The sequence below is a fragment of the Citricoccus parietis genome, assembly GCF_042433045.1.
Lineage (GTDB): Bacteria > Actinomycetota > Actinomycetes > Actinomycetales > Micrococcaceae > Citricoccus > Citricoccus parietis.
Genome location: NZ_JBHLWH010000030.1, coordinates 1 through 18,369 on the forward strand (window position 1 = coordinate 1; position 18,369 = coordinate 18,369).

At 71.8% G+C, this 18,369-nt stretch carries 16 protein-coding genes; 5 read left to right on the forward strand and 11 right to left on the reverse strand.

From position 1 onward, the window contains the following. Positions 1 to 248 precede the first annotated feature (248 nt). Both ACFFIO_RS11270 and ACFFIO_RS11275 read left to right on the forward strand, forming a co-directional pair. Entirely contained in the window at positions 249 to 1,637 is a 1,389-nt protein-coding gene (locus ACFFIO_RS11270; protein ID WP_378041860.1) for an NtaA/DmoA family FMN-dependent monooxygenase, read from the forward strand. After that, a complete protein-coding gene (locus ACFFIO_RS11275) occupies positions 1,634 to 2,911 on the forward strand; it encodes an acyl-CoA dehydrogenase family protein (RefSeq protein ID WP_378041862.1) in 1,278 nt (425 codons plus the stop codon). The genes ACFFIO_RS11270 and ACFFIO_RS11275 overlap by 4 nt, the downstream gene beginning before the upstream one ends. Here ACFFIO_RS11275 and ACFFIO_RS11280 read toward each other — a convergent pair. From ACFFIO_RS11280 to nirD, 8 genes are all read right to left on the reverse strand, one after another. Further along, positions 2,908 to 3,870: an NAD(P)/FAD-dependent oxidoreductase gene (locus ACFFIO_RS11280; RefSeq protein ID WP_378041864.1), complete on the reverse strand. Its 963-nt coding sequence runs from the start codon at positions 3,868 to 3,870 to the stop codon at positions 2,908 to 2,910. The two genes, ACFFIO_RS11275 and ACFFIO_RS11280, sit on opposite strands and share 4 nt — an antisense overlap. A 76-nt stretch (positions 3,871 to 3,946) precedes the next feature. Next, positions 3,947 to 4,759 (reverse strand): SGNH/GDSL hydrolase family protein, encoded by an 813-nt coding sequence (locus ACFFIO_RS11285; protein WP_378041866.1) that lies wholly within the window; start codon positions 4,757 to 4,759, stop codon positions 3,947 to 3,949. An 82-nt stretch (positions 4,760 to 4,841) separates the two neighbouring features. Continuing rightward, complete coding sequence (locus ACFFIO_RS11290; protein ID WP_378041867.1) at positions 4,842 to 5,963, reverse strand: UDP-N-acetylmuramate dehydrogenase; 1,122 nt, start codon at positions 5,961 to 5,963, stop codon at positions 4,842 to 4,844. Then, positions 5,960 to 6,385 carry a MaoC family dehydratase gene (locus ACFFIO_RS11295; protein WP_378041869.1) on the reverse strand — a complete coding sequence of 142 codons (426 nt, stop codon included), beginning with the start codon at positions 6,383 to 6,385 and terminating at the stop codon, positions 5,960 to 5,962. The genes ACFFIO_RS11290 and ACFFIO_RS11295 overlap by 4 nt, the downstream gene beginning before the upstream one ends. A gap of 5 nt (positions 6,386 to 6,390) precedes the next feature. Further along, the gene (locus ACFFIO_RS11300) at positions 6,391 to 6,837 is read right to left on the reverse strand and encodes an FAS1-like dehydratase domain-containing protein (protein ID WP_378041936.1); all 447 of its coding nucleotides are present in this window, start codon (positions 6,835 to 6,837) and stop codon (positions 6,391 to 6,393) included. Between the two features lie 38 nt (positions 6,838 to 6,875). Further along, positions 6,876 to 7,130 carry a hypothetical protein gene (locus ACFFIO_RS11305; protein WP_378041871.1) on the reverse strand — a complete coding sequence of 85 codons (255 nt, stop codon included), beginning with the start codon at positions 7,128 to 7,130 and terminating at the stop codon, positions 6,876 to 6,878. After that, on the reverse strand, positions 7,079 to 7,849 hold the full coding sequence (locus ACFFIO_RS11310) for a sirohydrochlorin chelatase (RefSeq protein ID WP_378041873.1): 771 nt from the start codon (positions 7,847 to 7,849) through the stop codon (positions 7,079 to 7,081). The genes ACFFIO_RS11305 and ACFFIO_RS11310 overlap by 52 nt, the downstream gene beginning before the upstream one ends. Then, the gene (gene nirD, locus ACFFIO_RS11315; protein ID WP_378041874.1) at positions 7,846 to 8,232 is read right to left on the reverse strand and encodes a nitrite reductase small subunit NirD; all 387 of its coding nucleotides are present in this window, start codon (positions 8,230 to 8,232) and stop codon (positions 7,846 to 7,848) included. Before nirD ends, ACFFIO_RS11310 begins: the two co-directional genes overlap by 4 nt. 185 nt (positions 8,233 to 8,417) lie before the next feature. On the opposite strand from nirD, the gene nirB reads away from it, so the two are divergent. From nirB to ACFFIO_RS11330, 3 genes are read left to right on the forward strand one after another with little or no spacing between them, the layout of a single operon-like run. Then, complete coding sequence (nirB, locus tag ACFFIO_RS11320; protein WP_378041875.1) at positions 8,418 to 11,057, forward strand: nitrite reductase large subunit NirB; 2,640 nt, start codon at positions 8,418 to 8,420, stop codon at positions 11,055 to 11,057. Continuing rightward, complete coding sequence (cobA, locus tag ACFFIO_RS11325) at positions 11,054 to 11,899, forward strand: uroporphyrinogen-III C-methyltransferase (protein WP_378041877.1); 846 nt, start codon at positions 11,054 to 11,056, stop codon at positions 11,897 to 11,899. The genes nirB and cobA overlap by 4 nt, the downstream gene beginning before the upstream one ends. After that, entirely contained in the window at positions 11,896 to 13,038 is a 1,143-nt protein-coding gene (locus ACFFIO_RS11330; protein ID WP_378041878.1) for a uroporphyrinogen-III synthase, read from the forward strand. Before cobA ends, ACFFIO_RS11330 begins: the two co-directional genes overlap by 4 nt. Here ACFFIO_RS11330 and ACFFIO_RS11335 read toward each other — a convergent pair. The 3 genes from ACFFIO_RS11335 to ACFFIO_RS11345 are packed head-to-tail and all read right to left on the reverse strand — an operon-like array spanning position 13,010 to position 18,238. Further along, entirely contained in the window at positions 13,010 to 14,605 is a 1,596-nt protein-coding gene (locus tag ACFFIO_RS11335; protein WP_378041880.1) for an FAD-dependent oxidoreductase, read from the reverse strand. The genes ACFFIO_RS11330 and ACFFIO_RS11335 overlap by 29 nt on opposite strands. Further along, on the reverse strand, positions 14,602 to 16,836 hold the full coding sequence (locus ACFFIO_RS11340; RefSeq protein ID WP_378041881.1) for a molybdopterin oxidoreductase family protein: 2,235 nt from the start codon (positions 16,834 to 16,836) through the stop codon (positions 14,602 to 14,604). Before ACFFIO_RS11340 ends, ACFFIO_RS11335 begins: the two co-directional genes overlap by 4 nt. Further along, positions 16,829 to 18,238: an MFS transporter gene (locus tag ACFFIO_RS11345; RefSeq protein WP_378041883.1), complete on the reverse strand. Its 1,410-nt coding sequence runs from the start codon at positions 18,236 to 18,238 to the stop codon at positions 16,829 to 16,831. Before ACFFIO_RS11345 ends, ACFFIO_RS11340 begins: the two co-directional genes overlap by 8 nt. Positions 18,239 to 18,369: the final 131 nt, after the last annotated feature.

Below are 18,369 nucleotides of genomic sequence, written 5' to 3' on the forward strand. Positions count from 1 at the left end.
CACCTCACCGGGAGGCTCCCCTCACGTCAACCCCGAAACGCCGTCACCAACCTCATGGCCGGATACATCTAAGGGCTCACCGACCGCCTATCACACGGACTCCTCACAGGGCCCGACTCCGTCATCTGGGACGGGGTCGGGCCCTGTTGGCCGTCCCACCCGGAGATTGTTGCGCCGGATGTCGATCAGTGGTCGGCGGATGACGCTCGATGGCCGGCGACGGCAGCCGCGCTGCTTCACTGGCCGCCATGACCTCACCGACGAAGCCACTGCTGTTCAACGCCGCCCCGATGTTCACGGCCTCCCACGGCCACCACGGGCAGTGGCGCCGGCCGGACGCGATCGACCCGGAGTTCAACGACGTGCGGCTCTGGATCGACCTGGCGAAGAAGCTGGAGGAGGCCACCTTCGACGGGATCTTCTTCCCGGACGTCTCCGGCCACCACGGCCCCGTGGACGTCCCCATCGACACGATCGTGGAAGAGGGCCTGCAACTGCCCTCCAACGATCCGCTGCTGCTGCTGGCGGCCCTGGCCACGCACACCGAGAACATCGGCCTGGCGTTCACGTCCAACATCCTGCAGGCCCACCCGTTTACCTTCGCGCGTCAGGTCTCCACGCTCGACCACCTCTCCGGCGGCCGGGCCTCCTGGAACATCGTCACCGGCTGGCAGAACAACGGCGCCCGCAACTTCGGTCTGAGGTCCCTGCCGGAGCATGACAGCCGCTACGAGTGGGCCGAGGAATACGTGGAGGTCGCCTACAAGCTGTGGGAGGGCTCCTGGGACGAGGGGGCACTGCTCAAGGACAAGGCGAACAGCCGATTCTCGGACCCGGCAATGGTCCACAAGATCTTCCACGAGGGGCCGCGCTACCGGGTCGAGGGCCCGCACCTGCCCTCCCCCAGCCTCCAGCGCACGCCCCTGCTCTACCAGGCCGGATCCTCGGCGGCCGGGCGGGCCTTCGCGGCCCGACATGCCGAGGGGGTCTTCCTGATGCCGGACTCCCCGGCCGGCGCCGCGGAGCAGATCTCCCAGACCCGGGCCCTGGCCGTCGAGGCCGGCCGCCGTCCCGAGGACCTGAAGTTCTTCCCCGGCCTGTCCTTCATCGTCGGGGACACCGAGGAGGAGGCGCAGGACAAAGCCGAGTTCGTGCACTCCTATGTCAGCGTGGCCGGCCTGCTGGCCCACATGGCCGTGGTCGACGACGACGGCCAGGCCTATCCCCTGGACACCCCGCTGTCCCGGGTACGGACCCAGGCCATGCAGGGCACCGTGGAACGCGCCCGGTCACGGATCACCGATCGCGAGCCCATCGTCGAGGACCTGGCCCTCGAGTTGCGCAGCAATCCGCTGGTCGGCACGCCGGAGCAGATCGCCGATGCCCTCGAGGAATGGCGCGACGCCGGCGTCGACGGGATCAATGTCATGAGCTACGTGCTGGGTGACTACGCCGAGTTCGCCGACAAGGTCATCCCCGTGCTCCGCGAGCGCGGCCTGGCCAAGACCGCGTACGGGGAGGGGTCCTACCGCAGGAAACTGTTCGGCGAGGACCGCCTCAACGATCGGCACCCGGCCGCGGCGTACCGCGGGGCCTTCAGCAACGGACCACGCACCTGGGAAGAGGCCACCGCATGAGCACCACCATCCTGTCCACCCCGGGTCACACCTCCATCCCGACCGCCGAACTCCGCAGCCACTTCGCACGGGTGTTCGACCGCATCTCCGAGGGGGTGCTGGCGCGTGAGGAGCAGCGAGTGCTGCCGTACGAGCAGGTCGGCTGGCTGAAGGAGGCGGGCTTCGGCCGAGTGCGGATTCCCCGCGAACACGGCGGCTTCGGGGCCTCCCTGGAGCAGCTGGCCGTGCTGCTGATCGACCTGGGCGCCGCGGACTCCAACCTCGTGCAGGCCTGGCGCGGCCACATCGGCTTCGTGGAGTTCGTGCTCAGTCACGCCAACGGGGACTACCGGGCGTTCTGGCTCGCCGAACTGGCCACCGGGGTCATGGTCGGCAATGCCGAGAGTGAGCGAACCGGCCATTTCGCGACGCCGGCCACCCATATCCACGACGCCCAGGAGGTTCCGGACGGGGTGGAGCTCACCGGCACCAAGTACTACTCCACCGGGTCCATCTACGCGGACTGGATCTTCGTCAGCGCCGCCGACCGGCGGGGCGGCGGTTCCGGAACCGACACCGCGCTGCCGCCGCTGGTCTCCGTCCAGGTCCGCCGCGACCACCCCGGCGTGGACATCCAGGACGACTGGGACGGCTTCGGCCAGCGCCTGACCGGTTCGGGGACGGCCACGTTCACCGCCGTGCCGGCCGACCCACAGCTGATCAACCCGCGAGTGGACGAATCCGCTGGGCCTTCCGTCCAGCACGCCGTCTACCAGCTCACCCACCTGTCTGCGCTGGCCGGCATCGTCCAGGCCGCGCACCGGGACATCACGGCCTTCATCACCTCGCGGTCCCGCAACCTGTTCAACCCCACGATCGCCCTCACCGAGGACACCATGGTGCAGCAGGTCGTCGGGGAGACCTACGGCGCGGTGAAGACCATCGAGGCCTCCGTCCTCGCTGCGGCCGCCTCCCTGGACCGCGCCCTGGCCTCCGGTGATCCGGCCGACCATGCCGCCGGTGACGCCCACCTGTTCGCCGTGCAGGGCACCGTCATCGAGCTGGCCCTGCACACCGTGGGCCGCGTCTTCGAGGTCGGCGGCGCCTCGGCCACCTCCACCTCGCGAGCCCTGGACCGCCATTGGCGCAATGCCCGCACCATCAGCTCCCACAATCCGGCGATCCTCCGGCAGCGCGTGGTCGGCGACTACCTGCTCAACGGCACGTCACCGGCGGAGTCGACGGCCCGGATCCTGACGGGGCAAGCGGGTCAAACGGGACAAGCGGGTCACTAGAGCCGTTCCATCACCAGTTCCGCGTTGAGCCGGGCGGCGGCCATGGTCCCGGCGGCCGCCGCGGCGCCGACCTGGGCCGAGAGGTCCGCGACGTTGCCGGCGGCCCAGACGCCGGGAACACCCGTCCCGCCAGCGGCGTCCACCGCGATGAAGCGGCCCATCGGGTTCTCCTCCATCTGAAGCCCCAGGTCCTCGAAGACCTCGGCCCGGGCCAACATCCGCGGTGCCACCACGATCACCTCGGCCGGCACCACAGTGCCATCCGCCAGCCGGATCCCGGCCACCCGTCCCTCCTGGGCTTCGACGTCGGCACCGGACCCGACCTCGACTCCGGCGGCCTGCCCCTCCACGACCTCGATGCCCAGGGTCTGCAGGGTCCGAGCGCCCTCCGCGTCCACGGGGCCGGAGTGGGCCAGGAACGTCACGTCGTCACTGAGCTGGCTGAACAGCATGGCCTGGTGCACGGAGTTGGGGCTGGTCCCCAGGACCAGGATGGAGCGGTCCCGGACCTCCCAGCCGTGGCAGTAGGGGCAGTGGATCACGTCCCGGCCCCAGTGCTCGGCCAGGCCGGGGATCTCCGGCAGCTCGTCCGTCAGGCCCGTGGCGATGAGCAGGTTCTTGGCCGTGAGGACCGCGCCCGCTGAACCCGCCAGCGTCGCCTCGAAACGTCCGTCCTCCAGGCGGCGGACCGCTGTGATCTCGCCGTCCAGGATCTCTCCCCCGTAGTCGGCGACCTCGCGGCGGCCGGCGGCGAGCAGTTCGGCGGGGCTGATGCCCTCGCGGCCCAGCAGTGCGTGGACGCCCTCGGCCGGGGCGTTGCGGGGACTGCCGGAATCCACCACGGTGACGGTGCGCCGCGACCGCGCGAGGGTCACCGCCGCGGCGAGTCCGGCGGCGCCACCGCCGGCCACGAGGACGTCGAGTTCGGGGGCTGCTGAGGTGTCGTGTGTTGAGGTCATGCCACTCATCCTGAAGGCGGGACCTTCAATTGGCAAACATTCTTGCCGAACAGCAAAATTGTCCTCGGGACGCCCGTCAGTCGGCGCCGAGCAGCCTGCGCCGCTTGCGGTACATCTTCTTCATGCCGTCGGCGGGCAGGATGGGCTCGGGCCATTTGGGCTGCAGCTCATCGCCCAGCGTGATCCCCCGGAACCGGCGGCCGAACATGGGCAGCACCCACTGGCGCAGCCACTCCACGTCCCGGCTGACGGCCTGGACGGGCCCCACCCGCTCGCTGGGCCCGAAGGGCTCGAACTCCAGCTGGTGCCGGACCCCCAGGATGTTGAGGATCTGGATGGCCATGTACCGGTGTCCGGCGCGGTTCATGTGGAGCTTGTCGATGTCCCACATGCGGCGGTCACGGTATGCGTCCCACGTCCAGTAGTCCACCAGGGTCACGTTGTCCGGGTGCCGGCGGGCGATCTGCCGCACGTGGTCGTTGAACGCCCAGTTCCGGCGCTTGAACGGCTCCAGCACGGGATGCAGCGGGATGTCGAACCCCGTGAAGAGGAGCACGCGCGCCCCGGAGGACACGAGGCGTTCCACCGCCTGGGTGTACGTCTGCAGGACGGGACCCAGGTCCTTGCGCAGCTCGAGCAGGTCGTTTCCGCCCGCATAGAAGCTGATGAGGTCCGGCTTCAGGTCCAGGGCCGGCTCGATCTGCTCCTCCACGACCCCCGCGAGGCGCCGGCTGCGGATCGCCAGATTGGCGTAGCGGCTGTCCGGGTCCGCCTTGGAGAGCTGTTTGGCCACCCGGTCCGCCCAGCCGCGCACCCCGTTGGGGTGCCGGGTGTCCCAGTCCCCCACCCCCTCGGTGAAGGAGTCTCCGATGGCCACAAACAATCCCATGGGGGACGACGCTAGAGGAGCCGCCGTTCAGGACGGTGTCCGGCCGGTGACGGCCACGCGAAGTCTGCCCTAATGGAATCCGTCAGAGCACGCACCCCACGAGCACCGGCTCGGGGTGCAGGCGCACGCCCCACCGGGCCTCGACGCCGTCACGCACCGTGCGGGCGATCGCCAGCAGATCCGCCGTGCTCGCATGGCCCCGGTTGGTCACGGCGAGCGTGTGCTTCGTGGACAACGACGCGCGGGCGCCGGCGATGGCCTGCTCGTCCGGTCCCAGCCCGAAGCCCTTGCCGAAGCCGGCGCGGTCGATGAGCCATGCGGCGGAGAGCTTGACCAGCTTCTCTCCGTCCTCGTCCTGGCCGGCACCGTAGGCCGGGGCGTCGGCGGGCAGGTGCGCCCGGACGGACGCGGGGACGATGGGGTTGGTGAAGAAGGAGCCCGTGGACCAGGTGTCCTGGTCCTGGGCGTCCAGGACCATCCCCTTACCGGCCCGTAACCGCAGCACCTGATGGCGGACCGTCTCCAGCGGGGCGGACTCCCCCTCGTCCACGCCGAGGGCCTGGGCCAGCTGGGCGAAGCGGACCGGGGCGATGCTTCCCGAGCGGTGCAGCCGGAAGTCCACGGAGAGCACCACCCAGCGGGGAGTTGAGTCCAGCATGCTCCGCTTGATGACGGAGTCGCGGTACCCGAACCGCAGGTCCTCGTGACTCAGCTCGACCAGTTCGCCCGCCTGGCGGTCCCAGGCCTGGACGGACACCAGAGTCCGGGAGACGTCCGAGCCATAGGCGCCCACGTTCTGTACCGGGGTGGCCCCGGCGGAGCCCGGGATGCCGGAGAGCGCCTCGAGCCCGGTCAGGCCCTGCGCCACCGTCCAGGCGACGGCCTCGTCCCAGTCCTGACCGGCGGCCATCCGAACGAGAACCGACTCGCCTGTCTCTTCCACAACCTGGACCCCCCGGAAGGCGAGCTGGACCACGGTGCCGGGGAAGCCGGCGTCGGCCATCAGGGTGTTCGATCCGCCGCCCAGGATCAACAGGGGCGTGCCGGCAGCATCGACGGACCGGATGGCCTCCGTGGCGGCCTCGGCAGACTCTGCCGCGATCCACCCGGCGGCAGGGCCTCCGACCCGGCTCGTGGTGTACTCGGCCAGGCGGACGCCCGCCTCGATCCCCGCGGGCCCCGTGGTGGCCACCCGCCCACTCACGCGGCGGTCCCCTCCGAGACCCGGACGACGGCCTGAGCCTTGGTCAGGAGCTTGGCGTCCCCATGCCCGGCATCGGTGACGCTGAGGTCGATCCGGACCGTGCCGGCGTCGTCATCAATCTTGCCGACCTTGCCGGAGACGGTCAGGGTGGCGCCCTCGGCCTCGTCGACGGGGACCATGGCGGAGAAGCGGGTCTGGTAGTCGAGGATGGCGCCGGGGTCCCCGCACCAGTCGGTGACGAGCTGGACGGCGGCGCCCATGGTCAGCATGCCGTGGGCGATCACGCCCGGCAGGTCCACCGAACGGGCGGTGGACTCGGACCAGTGGATCGGGTTGAAGTCGCCCGAGGCCCCCGCATAGCGGACCAGGTCGGCCCGGGAGAGGGTGACGGTGGTGGAGCCGATGGAATCGCCTTTCTCCATGGTGATCATTCCTCTCCGCGGACCAGCAGGGTGGACCGCACGGTGGAGACGGCCTCGCCGCCGGTGGTGGTGATCTCGGTGGCCGTGGTGACCATGGTGTGGCCGCCAAGCGACTTGACCGATTCGACCGTGGTGGCCCCGATGAGCTCGTCGCCGGCCACGGCCGGGCGCCGGTGGGTGAAGCGCTCGTCCGCGTGGACCACCCTCGAGAAGTCGATGCCGGCATCCGGATCGGCCACGACGGCGGCCTCGGCCCTCTGCGCGAGCGTCACCAGGAAGGTGGGCGGGGCCACCAGATCGGAGTAACCGAGACCCCGGGCGGCGGCGAGGTCCGTGTGCGCGGGGTGCGTGGCCTGGACGGCCGTGGCGAACTCGCGGATCTTCTCCCGCCCGACGATGTAGGGCTCGGTGGGCGGATAGGTCCGCCCCTGCAGGTCCGGGTTCACGCCCACTGCGGTACTCCTCAGGTCCGGTGACATCGGCTTACAGCCTACCGCTCGGCGGCTCCCGCCCTGGTCTCTCGCGCTTGCCGGTGGCGGCGCTGGGCGTCCCGCGCCCGCAGCACCTGCGCCACGAGGTGGGTGACGAGTCCGAGGCCGATGAGGCCGATCGCGGCCCACTGGATGGGCTGGACCTGCACCCCGCCGCCGATCAGCGCCAGCACGATGCCGAGCAGGATGAGTCCCGTGCCGGTCAGCAGGGTGATGCGATAGGCCTTCGAGCCGTTGTCCCAGGGATTGAACACGCATCCACCGTATCCCTGAATCGCCTCAACACGAGATCCACGAGCTCTTCGGGCACCCCGCCGGTCTGCCCCAGCAGCGGAATCGTGGTGGCCTCGGCCCCGGCAGCCGCGGCCTCGGAGACCAGCAGCGACTGGAAGTATCCGGGCGCCAGGAGGTAGCTGAGCACCAGGACCGGCCGTCGGGGATCCCGAGAGCACAGGTCCCCGACGGCGGCCGCGACCCGGGGCTGCGCGGCCGAGAGGTAGGCCGCGGCCACGGGCGTGCCGAGCCGTTCGGCCAGGCGGTACGCGACGGCGCGGCAGTCGGCGACGGCACCGGCGTCGGTGGATCCGGCCGCGCCGAGGACCACCTGGTGGTGCCCGCGCACGAAGCCGGCATCCACGGCCCGGCGCGCGAGCAGGTCGACGAGGAGCTCGTCCGGACCCAGCGCGGGGGCCACGGGGATGCCCCGGGCGGCACGCCTGAGGTCCACCTTGACGTGGTAGCCGCCGGACAACAGCACGGGCACGACGACGGCGCTCCGGTCCGCCGGCAGGCCCGCCAGGACCTCCCCCACCTGCGGCGTCTGGACGTCCACGTGCGTCAGCAGGACCTCGATCCCGCCTTCGGTCTGCTGCCGGACGGCCAGGGCGAGGGCGGAGATCCGAGCCTGTCCCACCGGGTCCGCGGTCCCGTGGGAGACGGCGACGAGGGTGAGGGGGCTGGTATTTCCCGTCATGCGGCCTGCTCATGGCGTCCGACGGCGACGATCCCGTCCCGCACGCGCACGGGAAAGGTGGCCAGTCTCAGCGCCGGATCGGTGAGGCACTCCCCCGTGGCCAGGTCGTAGACCTGCTTGTGCAGGGGCGAGGTCAGGGTGGGGCGGCCGCCCCGCGAGCCGACGATCCCGCGGGCCATCACGTGCGCCTTCGCGTACGGGTCCCAGTGTGAGACGGCGACGACCTCGTCCGAGGGCAACCGCACCACGGCGACCTGCTCGTGGTCCACGAGGGCCGCCTCCGCCCACAGCGGCTCGAGCGCCTCGAGCGGGCAGACCGGCTGCCAGTCGGTGGTGGCGTGGGTGGCGGGGTGGGTGTCCGGGTGCACAGCGGTGAGTGTCATGGACCCACCGTAGGAATCGGTTGTTTCCGTGAGTCTCGCGGGATGTTTCGCGCGTGCAACGTTGTCCTCTCCCCGCCCCCGGCCACCGGTGTGAGACCCACGTCATGCAGCCGTTACACGAGGGACACGGCAGGGAAACCGCCGGCTCCTAGCGTGAATGACCTACGACGCAAGGGGATGGACTCATGACCGTGCAACCCGACCAGCAGCCCGCAGGGCGATCCGCGGAGCAGCCCGCAGGGCGAACCACCGATCGAACCACCGAACGGCCGACCGCCAGGACGATCGCCGTGATCGGTGGCGGCCCGGCTGCCCATCGGCTGGTCGAGGCGCTGTTGGCCCGCAGCGGGGATGACCTCCGGATCGAGGTCTTCGCCGAGGAGCCCTGGGCTCCCTATGACCGGGTGGCGCTGTCCCGGCGGTTCACGGATCCCCAGGACGCGCTGGCCCTGGAGCCCCTGCCCACCGGGGACTCCCGCCTCGAGCTGCACATCGGCTCCCGGGTCACCGGGATCGACCCTGACGCGCGGACCCTCACGGCCCTCAACGTCGGCAGCACCGGGGATGCCGCCGGAGACGAATCCATCCTCCCCTGGGACGAGCTGGTCCTGGCCACCGGCAGTGACGCCGCCCGGCCGGCAATCCCGGGGGCCGGGGACATGACCGTCTACCGGACCATCGAGGACGTGGACCGGTTGCGGGAGCACGTGGCGGACCTGGCCGAGCGGCTCGGGCGCACGCCACGCGCCGCCGTGATCGGCGGCGGCCTGTTGGGACTGGAGGCCGCCGGTGGGTTGCGGACGCTCGGCGCGGACGTCACCGTCGTCCACTCCCGGCCCTGGGTCATGAACGCCCAGCTGGACGAGTTCGGCGGACGGACGCTGAACCGGCTGCTGCGCGGTCAGGGATACGTCCTGCGGCTCGGCGAACGGCCCAGCGCCCTCGAGAGGTCAGCCCGGGGAGAGGTCCTGCGCTTCGCCTCCGGCGAGGACCTCGAGGTGGACCTGGTGGTCGCGGCCACGGGGATCACGGCGCGGGACGAGCTCGGGGCAGGGATCCTCGAGCTCGGGCCACGGGGCGGGTTCGTCATCGACGAGCGGTGCGCCACCTCGGCGCCGCACGTGTGGGCCATCGGCGAGGCCGCCAGTTTCGAGGGCGAGTGCATGGGCCTGGTCGCACCGGCCAACACGATGGCCGAGGTGGTCGCCGACCGGCTGTGCGGCGGGACCGGTACGTTCCCCGGCTTTGACACGGCGGCCAAGCTCAAACTCTCCGGGCTGGACGTGGCCAGCTTCGGCGACGGCTTCGCTGCAGCCCCCGGCGCCCTCGAGGTCGTCTACGCGGATCCCACGGGCGGCCTCTACCAGAAGCTCGTGGTGTCCGAGGATGCCCGCACGCTGCTCGGCGGGATCTTCGTGGGCGATGCGGCCCCCTACGCGTCCTTGCGGCCGCTGCTGGGGCGGGAGCTTCCCGGGGAGGCCGGGGCCTTCCTGTCCGCCGCCGGCAACGGGGCGCCCGTGGACCTGCAGATGCCGGACGACGCCCAGATCTGCTCCTGCCGGGACGTCAGCGCCGGCGATCTGCGCGCCGCCGTGTGCGGCGGGTGCCCGGACCTCGGGGCACTCAAGGCGTGCACCGGCGTCGGGACCCAGTGTGGTTCCTGCCTGCCCGCGGCCCAGAAGGTCATGGAGCAGCAGATGGCCGAGCTGGGAATGGAGGTCTCCACGGCGCTGTGTGAGCACTTCGCCCTGTCCCGGTCCGAGATGTTCGAGGCCGTCCGCACCACGCGGCTGACCACGTTCAGCGAGATCGTCGCCCGTTTCGGCACCCCGGCGGACCCGTCCGTGAACCTCGGCTGTGATCTCTGCAAGCCCGTGGCGGCCTCGGTACTGGCCACCCTCCATGGGGAGTACATCCTCGGCGGGGACCGCGGCGGCCTGCAGGACACCAATGACCGCGCCCTGGCGAACATGCAGAAGGACGGCACCTACTCCGTGGTCCCCCGCATCCCGGCCGGCGAGATCACGCCCGCCAAGCTCGCGGTGATCGCCGAGGTTGCCGGGGACTATGGGCTCTACACCAAGATCACCGGCGCCCAGCGGATCGACCTGTTCGGGGCCCGCCTGGATCAGCTGCCGGGCATCTGGGAGCGCCTGGTGGCGGCAGGCTTCGAGTCCGGCCAGGCCTACGGCAAGGCGCTGCGCAACGTGAAGTCCTGTGTGGGCTCCACGTGGTGCCGCTTCGGCGTGCAGGACTCCGTGGCCATGGCCATCACGCTCGAGGAGCGGTACCGGGGCCTGCGCTCCCCGCACAAGATGAAGTTCGGCGTCTCCGGCTGCGCCCGTGAGTGTGCCGAGGCCCGCGGCAAGGACGTCGGCGTCATCGCCACGAGTGAGGGCTGGAACATGTACGTGGGCGGCAACGGCGGCGCCACCCCGGCCCACGCCCAGCTGCTGGCCAAGGACCTCGACGATGAGACGCTGCTGCGGTACATCGACCGGTACGTGGTCTACTACATCCGCACCGCCGAACGGCTCCAGCGCACCGCCCGGTGGATGGAGGAACTGCCCGGGGGCCTCGATCACGTCCATGACGTGGTGGTCAAGGACACCCTCGGGATCGCCGCTGACCTGGAGCAGGTCGTGGCCGAGCACCTGGAGACCTACCGGGACGAGTGGGCGGCGACCCTCGAGGACCCCGAACGGCTGCGCCGGTTCCGCGGTTTCGTCAACGCACCGGGCGTGCCAGACGTACCGGGCGCACCGGAGGCCGGCCCCGTCGTGGTGGCCGGCCCGCGGATTCCGGTGCGGGGAGGCCAGCGATGAGCCCGGCAACGAGCGCAACGACAGGTACGGATTTCGCCCCCGGCAGCGTGGCCCTCGTCGGCGGTGGCCCGGGTGCGGCCGACCTGCTGACGGTGCAGGCGCTGCGCCTGCTGCGGCAGGCCGACGTCGTGTACTTCGACCGGCTGGCCCCGAGCGAGGACCTGGCCGTCTGGGCCCCCCGGGCCCGGCTGGAGGACGTCGGCAAGCGGCCCGGGCACCACAAGGTGCCGCAGCCGGAGATCAACCGGCTGCTCGTGGCCTCGGCACTGGCCGGGCTGCGCGTGGTCCGCCTCAAGGGCGGGGACCCCTTCGTGTTCGGCCGCGGCAGCGAGGAGGCCGCCGCCTGCGAGGAGGCCGGGGTGCCCGTGACCGTGGTCCCGGGCATCACCTCGGCCGTGTCCGTTCCGGCCGCGGCGGGGATTCCCGTCACCGCCCGCGGGATCAGCAAGTCTTTCACAGTCGTCTCCGGACACGATCCCCTCAGCGAGGAGGAACTGGCCGGGTTGGCCCAGCTGGGCGGCCAGGGCGGGACGGTGGTGGTGCTCATGGGCATCGGCACCCTGGGCCACACCGCCGCCGGCCTGATGCGGCACGGGCTGGATGCCCGTACGCCGGCAGGCCTCGTGGAACGCGGCTGCACCCCTCAGCAGCGGGTCTGCCTGGCCCCGCTCGACCAGATCCTGCTGGCCTCGGCGGTGGAGGGCATCGCCTCACCGGCCGTGCTGGTCATCGGCGAGGTGGTGCGGCTGGCCCCCGGGGCAGAACTGCCCTGGTCCGGGCTGACCGGGCTGACGGAACTGACCGGGCTGACTGGGCTCACCGATCTCGTGGACAACGCATGAGTGAGCCGGCCACCGTGACCTCCGTGGCGCCGGTCCTGCCACCGACGCTCGCCGGCTTCCGGATCGGCGTCACCTCGGATCGTCGCAGCGAGGAGCTCATCAGCGCCTTCCAGCGCCGCGGTGCCGAGGTGATGCACGCCCCGGCCCTGCGGATCGCCCCGCTGACCGAGTCCGTGACCCTGCACCGGGACACCCGCCGTGTCATCGGGGCCCTGCCGGACTACGCCGTCATCACCACGGCGTACGGGATGCGCCGGTGGATGGAGGCAGCGGACGCCTACGGGCTCGGCACTGACCTGCACCGCACCCTCGCTGCCGCCGCCATCCTCGTCCGGGGTTCCAAGGCCCGCGGTGCCGTCCGGGCCGCTGGGCTCGACGACGTCGGCTCACCCGAGGACGAGCGGACGGCGTCCGTGGTGGACCTGCTCCTGGCACGGAACCTGTCCGGTCGCACCGTGGCGTTCCAGCTGCACGGGATGCTGGACCATCACCAGATCGCCCGGCTGGAGAAGGCCGGTGCCCGCGTGCTGACGGTGATGCCCTACACGTGGGCCCGGCCCACGGAGGACTCGGCGCTTTTGCGGATGATCGAGGCCGCCATCGACCGCCAGCTCGATGTGCTCACCTTCACGGCGGCCCCGGCGGTGGAGGCCTTCCTCGCCGTCGCCCAGCAGTACGGCCGGCTGGACCCCCTCCTCGAGGCGTTGCGGACGGATGTGGCGGCGGCCGTCGTCGGGAAGGTCACCGCCGGGCCGCTGCACGAGGCCGGACTCCAACCACTGATTCCCTCCCGGTGGCGCCTCGGCGCGATGATCCGGTTGGTGTGCGATCACTTGGAGCAGCAGCAGGTCTTGCGCATCCGGACCCAGTGGGGGCCCGTGGAGATCCGCGGTGCGCAGGTGCACCTGGTGGATCACGCGGCCGATCCCGTTCAGCTTGCCCCGGGGCCGATGGCCCTGCTCCGTGAACTGGTGGACGCCCAGGGAGCCGTGCTCTCTCGCGGGCACCTACTGGAGGCCCTGCGCCAGTGCGAATCCGAGCATGCCCTGGAGATGCTGGTCTGGCGGCTGCGCCAGCAGCTGCCGGTTCCGGGACTGGTGGCCACCGTGGTCAAGCGAGGCTACCGGCTGGCTGTCTGACCGGCGGTCCCGCCAGCAGCGCCTCGATCCGGCCCCGGCACGTCCCACAGCCGGTTCCCGCACCGCAGCGGCCGCCGACCTCGTCCACGGTGGCGCACTCCAGGGCCGCCTCGTGGACCTGTCCGGCCGTGGCCCCCGAACACCGGCACAGCACGTCCTCCGGTCCCAGCTCACGGTCCGCGGCGGCGTGTTCCATCGCCAGCAACGCGGAGCGGTCCGCCACGGGCAGGGTTCCGGTGAGGGCGTGCCGGGAGAGTTCCGCCGCCGAGCGGGGCAGGCCGATGGCCACGAACCCCAGCAACCGGGCCCCCTGCGTGACGATACGCAGGTACTGCCCCGCCTCCGGGTCCGCCCACGTGGACACGCTCGGGCCCTGCGGGTCCCACGGGTCTGCGGTGAGATCACCCGCGCAGGCGACGGACAGCGTGTGGGACTTCACCACGATGGGGTCCAGGCGGCCGGCCGGGGTGGGGGTGGGAGTGGGCGTGGGGACGGGACGGCCGGCGGCATCGCGTTCCACCGCCTCCGGGACGCCGGCCTCGTCCCGGAGGGCACCGGCGGCGGCACGGGCCTGGTCCCAGCCGGGCCCGATGAGTCCACTCGGTTGGGACCCCAGGACCGCGGCGCAGTCGCCCACCGCGAAGACGGACGGATCATCCGGGCAGCGTCCGTTCCGGTCCACCACGATCCCGCCGCGGGGCAGTGTGTCCAGTCCGGCGGCCGTTGCGAGCTCGTCACGGGGGCGCACCCCCGTGCACGCCACGAGCAGGGTGGCCGGGATCCGGCGCCCCTGGGTGGTGCGGATCGCGGTGAGGTGAGGGACGCCGTCGTGCGCTGTGGCCCGGTCCTGTGCGCGGGCGGCGACCACGAGTTCCTGCACCCCGCAGTCCGGCCGGACCTGGATGCCGGCGGCGAGGAGCTGGCGCAGCAGCAGCCGGCCGGAGTCGGGATCGAGCTGACCTCCCAGGGGGACGTGGCCGCGGTGCAGCAGGGTGACCGCGGCACCGACCTCGGCGAGCGCCAGGGCCGCCTCCACGCCGAGGACGCCGCCACCGAGCACCACCACCGGCTCGGCGTCCCGGACCGCCTGGTGCAGGCGCCGGGCCTCGGCCAGGTCCCGCAGCGCCATGACGCCGACCGGACGGAGCCCCGCGGCCGCCGGGACGGAGATGCCCCGTCCCACGGTGCCGGAGACCGGGAAGTCCGGGATGACGGCCTGGGCGCCGGTCGCCAGCACGAGCCGGTCATAGGGGACTGAGGGGCCTCCGGTCCCGTCGAGAATCACGGTCTTCCGGTCCCGGTCGAGGGCCACCACCCTGACCCCGCATCGGACCACGACGCCGGCCAGCTCCTCGTCCTGCGCGTCGAGCAGGGACAGTGCGGCGCCGTCGACCCGGCCGCTGGCCACATCCCCCAGGCGGATCCGCTGGTAGGCCGGGACGGGCTCCTCCCCGAGGATGGTCACGTGGGCCGCACCCGCCTCCAGGGCCGGGCGCAGCTCCTGGACGAGCCGGGCCGCCACCGGGCCGCCGCCCACCACGACGATCCGCAGTGGCCCGCGGCTCATGACCGTGCCCCGTCCACGAATGGCGCAGGGTGCAGGGTCACGGGGGTGTTCTTGAACTCCGGCATCTGACTCTGGGGATCCAGCAGGCCGGCCGTCAGCCGGTTCGCGGCGCCCCGGCCGGCGAAGTGGAAGGGGACGAACACCGTGTCGGTGCGCAGACCGGAATCGAACACCACGCGGGCCCGCATGCTCCCCGACGTACTGCGCAGCTCGGCGTGGGCGCCCTCGACGAGCCGGAGCCCGCCGGCCGTGGCGGGGTGGACGCTGACGGTGGCCTCGGGGTGCACGCCGAGCAGATCCGGCACCCGGCGCGTCTGGGTCCCGGACTGGTAGTGCTCCATCAGCCGCCCGGTGGTCAGGGTGAGCCCCTGGGCCGAGGGAGGCTGCGGGTCCCGGACAAGGATCGGCCCCAGATGGGCTTTGCCGTCCGGGTGGCCGAAGGACTCGGTGAAGACCCGGGGGGCGCCGATGACGGGTTCTCCGGAGACGGTGACCTCCTGTGGGCCGGGGTGGGTGCCGGGGTCGTGATCGTCGAGGGGCCAGTAGGCGGCGACCTCGCCGAGACGGTCCCAGGCCACGCCGGAGTAATCGGCCCGGGAGCCCGCCGTCACCCGGCGGATCTCCTCGAAGACCTCGGCGGGCTCCGAGGCCAGCGGCACGGCACTGTCCAGGCGGCGGGCGAGTTCTGCGAGGATCCAGAGCTCCGAGCGGGCCCCCTCCGGTCCGTCCACGGCCCGGGAGCGGCGCAGCAGGCGGCCCTCGAGGTTGGTCAGGGTGCCGTCCTCCTCCGCCCACTGCAGGACCGGCAGGACGACGTCCGCGAACTCAGCGGTCTCGGACCGGAAGAAGTCGCAGACCACCAGCAGGTCCAGGGACCGCAGCCCCTCCTGGACGCGCTGGACGTCCGGGGCGGAGACCACCACGTTGGCACCGTGCACCAGCAGGGCCTTCACGCCGTGCTCTGTCCCGAGGGTGTGGAGCAGCTGGGTGGCCGGCAGGCCGGGTCCGGGCAGGGCGTCCGCGGGGATCCCCCAGTGCCGGGCCGTGGCCTCGCGGTCGGCCGGGTCGGTGATGGAACGCAGGCCGGGCAGCTGATCCGCCTTCTGGCCCATCTCCCGCCCGCCCTGGCCGTTGCCCTGACCGGTGAGGGTGCCGTAGCCGCCGTGCCGGGTTCCGGGCAGGCCGAGGAGCAGGGCCAGGCTGATGGCCGCCTTGGCGGTGTCCGTCCCGTCTCTGTGCTGTTCCACGCCGCGGCCGGTGAGGATGAAGACCGGATCCCCACCGGCCTTCGACGCGCGGGCGGCCGCCGCCAGGTGCCTCGCCAGCCAGCGGATGCGCCCGGCCGAGATCCCGGAGACGCTCTGGCCCCGTTCCGGCCACCAGTCGGCGACGGACCGGCGGAACGACGACAGTCCCGTGGTCCGGCGGGACAGGTAGTCCTCGTCCGCGAGCCCCTCGGCGAGGAGGACGTGGGCCACGGACAGCAAGAGGGGCAGGTCCCCGCCGGGAGCCGGGGCGAGGTGGTGCCCGGCGCCATCGCCGGTGAGCTGCGCGGTGGCCGAGCGGCGGGGGTCCACCACGATCAGTCCGCCGTGGCTGCGGGCCTTCTCCAGGTGCTGGACGAAGGGCGGCATGGTGTCCGCCACGTTGGAGCCGAGGAGCAGCACGGTGCAGGCCGCGTCCAGGTCGGTCAGCGGGAACGGCAGGCCCCGGTCCAGGCCGAGGACCTCGGTGGCGGCCTTGGCGGCGGAGGCCATGCAGAACCGCCCGTTGTAGTCGATCCGAGAGGTGCGCAGCGCGGTCCGGGCGAACTTGCCCAGCGTGTAGGCCTTCTCGTTGGTCAGCGAGCCCGAGCCGAAGACCCCGATGGCGTCCCGGCCGTGGCTCTGCTGGAGGGCCGTGATCCGGGAGGCCACGAGGTCCAGGGCCTCATCCCAGGTGGCTTCACGGAGGGTTGCACTGTCCCGGATCAGCGGGGTGGTGAGCCGGTCCGGCCGGTCCCCCAGCAGCACGGCGGAGGTGGCGCCCTTGCGGCAGAGCCGGCCGCGGTTGGTCGGGAACTCGGCGCCCGTGACGGTGACGGGGATGGTGGTGCGGGTGGTGGGACTGGTGGCGGGCTCGAGGGTCAGCGTCATCGCGCACTGGAGCGCGCAGTACGGGCAGTGCGTCCGGGTGGCTGTGGCTGCAGGGGTCGGCGCGGGGGCGGGCGCGGTGGTGGCCAGCTCAGACATTGGCTCGGGCCAGTGCCGTACCGGGGCGGCGGTAGACGAGGTAGGTGAACACGGCCAGTCCCAGGTACAGGGCGGCGAGGACCCAGAAGGCGGCGTCGAAGGAACCGTTCGCGCTGTGCGAGGCCCGGAGCACCTGCGGGATCATGAAGCCGCCGAAGCCCCCGACGGCCCCGATCAGGCCCAGGGCGGCGGAGGCCTTGCGTTCATGGCCGACCGGGTCCCCGGCGGGGACGGTGAGGCGGAAGACCAGCGGGATCATCCGGTAGCTGGAGCCGTTGGCGATGCCGGTGAGGGTGAACAATGCCAGGAACAGGCCCAGGTAGAGCCAGAAGTTCTGCCACGGCAGGGTGAGCACCACGGCGGCGGTCACGGCGGACATCGCGATGAAGCAGCCCAGGGTGACGCGGGCCCCGCCGCGGCGGTCGGCCAGCCTGCCCCCGAAGGGGCGGGCCAGGGAGCCGACGAGCGGCCCCAGGAAGGCCATCGAGATGGCGGCGCCCCAGAGCTCCAGGCTCGTGAACGCGGGGAACATGAGCGAGATGAGGGTGGGGAACACGGAGCCGAAGCCCATGAACGAACCGAAGGTCCCGATGTAGATCACGGCGATCAGCCACAGGTGGGGCTCGCGCAGGGTGGACAGCGAGCCCTTGAGGTCGTTGCGGGCGTGGGACAGGTTGTGCATGTAGCGGTGCGCGCCCCAGGCGGCGAGCAGGATGAACGGGATCCAGATCAGCCCGGCCATGGGCAGGTTCGGCCCGAAGGTCCCGAAGGCCAGCAGGGTGACGGCGAGGGGGACGAGGAACTGGGCCACTGCCACGCCGATGTTGCCGCCGGCCGCGTTGAGCCCGAGCGCGGCCCCCTTCTCGCGGGCCGGGAAGAAGAAGGTGATGTTGGCCATGGAGCTGGCGAAGCTACCGCCGCCGAAGCCAGCGAGGGCGGCCACGAGGTACAGCACCCACACCGGGGTCTCCGGGGTGGACAGCGCGAAGGCGAGCGCCGTCGTCGGGATCAAGAGCAGCAGCGCGGAGATGACGGTCCAGTTGCGGCCGCCGAACAGGGCCACGGTGAAGCTGTAGGGCACCCGCAGCACCGCCCCGACGAGCGGTGGTAGGGAGACGAGCCAGAACTGCTGGGAGGTGCTCAGGTCGAAGCCGGCGGCGGGCAGGAAGACGACGGTGACGGACCAGAGCTGCCAGACGGCGAACCCGAGGAACTCGCAGAACACGGACCAGTGGAGGTTGCGCCGGGCGGCCGGCCGTCCGGGGCCGTTCCAGAAGTCCGGGTGTTCCGGCTGCCAGTTGCTGATCCAGCGGCCCGGGCCCATGACGAGCCGGTCCGTGGGCGGCGCCTCGGAGGTGTTCGTGGTGGGGTCCGTGCTGGCTGCTGTGCGGGTGATGGCCATGACGCCACCCTGCCAAGGGGGTGTTTCCGTCAGCGTCGCCGGGAGATTTCCGCGAGGGAAAAGGAATCTCACCGGGTGCCGGGAACAGGGTGAGACGAAAGAGGACCCGGATCCTCGCCGAGGGTCCAGGT

What these genes read in the sequence shown, in the direction of transcription:
- nirD (WP_378041874.1), bottom strand. Translation starts at nt 8,232, where the DNA reads ATGACACTCACCGCTGTGCACCCGGACACCCACCCCGCCACCCACGCC.
- ACFFIO_RS11280 (WP_378041864.1), bottom strand. Translation starts at nt 3,870, where the DNA reads ATGACCTCAACACACGACACCTCAGCAGCCCCCGAACTCGACGTCCTC.
- ACFFIO_RS11335 (WP_378041880.1), bottom strand. Translation starts at nt 14,605, where the DNA reads ATGAGCCGCGGGCCACTGCGGATCGTCGTGGTGGGCGGCGGCCCGGTG.
- ACFFIO_RS11345 (WP_378041883.1), bottom strand. Translation starts at nt 18,238, where the DNA reads ATGGCCATCACCCGCACAGCAGCCAGCACGGACCCCACCACGAACACC.
- nirB (WP_378041875.1), top strand. Translation starts at nt 8,418, where the DNA reads ATGACCGTGCAACCCGACCAGCAGCCCGCAGGGCGATCCGCGGAGCAG.
- ACFFIO_RS11275 (WP_378041862.1), top strand. Translation starts at nt 1,634, where the DNA reads ATGAGCACCACCATCCTGTCCACCCCGGGTCACACCTCCATCCCGACC.
- ACFFIO_RS11310 (WP_378041873.1), bottom strand. Translation starts at nt 7,849, where the DNA reads ATGACGGGAAATACCAGCCCCCTCACCCTCGTCGCCGTCTCCCACGGG.
- cobA (WP_378041877.1), top strand. Translation starts at nt 11,054, where the DNA reads ATGAGCCCGGCAACGAGCGCAACGACAGGTACGGATTTCGCCCCCGGC.
- ACFFIO_RS11340 (WP_378041881.1), bottom strand. Translation starts at nt 16,836, where the DNA reads ATGTCTGAGCTGGCCACCACCGCGCCCGCCCCCGCGCCGACCCCTGCA.
- ACFFIO_RS11330 (WP_378041878.1), top strand. Translation starts at nt 11,896, where the DNA reads ATGAGTGAGCCGGCCACCGTGACCTCCGTGGCGCCGGTCCTGCCACCG.
- ACFFIO_RS11270 (WP_378041860.1), top strand. Translation starts at nt 249, where the DNA reads ATGACCTCACCGACGAAGCCACTGCTGTTCAACGCCGCCCCGATGTTC.
- ACFFIO_RS11285 (WP_378041866.1), bottom strand. Translation starts at nt 4,759, where the DNA reads ATGGGATTGTTTGTGGCCATCGGAGACTCCTTCACCGAGGGGGTGGGG.
- ACFFIO_RS11295 (WP_378041869.1), bottom strand. Translation starts at nt 6,385, where the DNA reads ATGGAGAAAGGCGATTCCATCGGCTCCACCACCGTCACCCTCTCCCGG.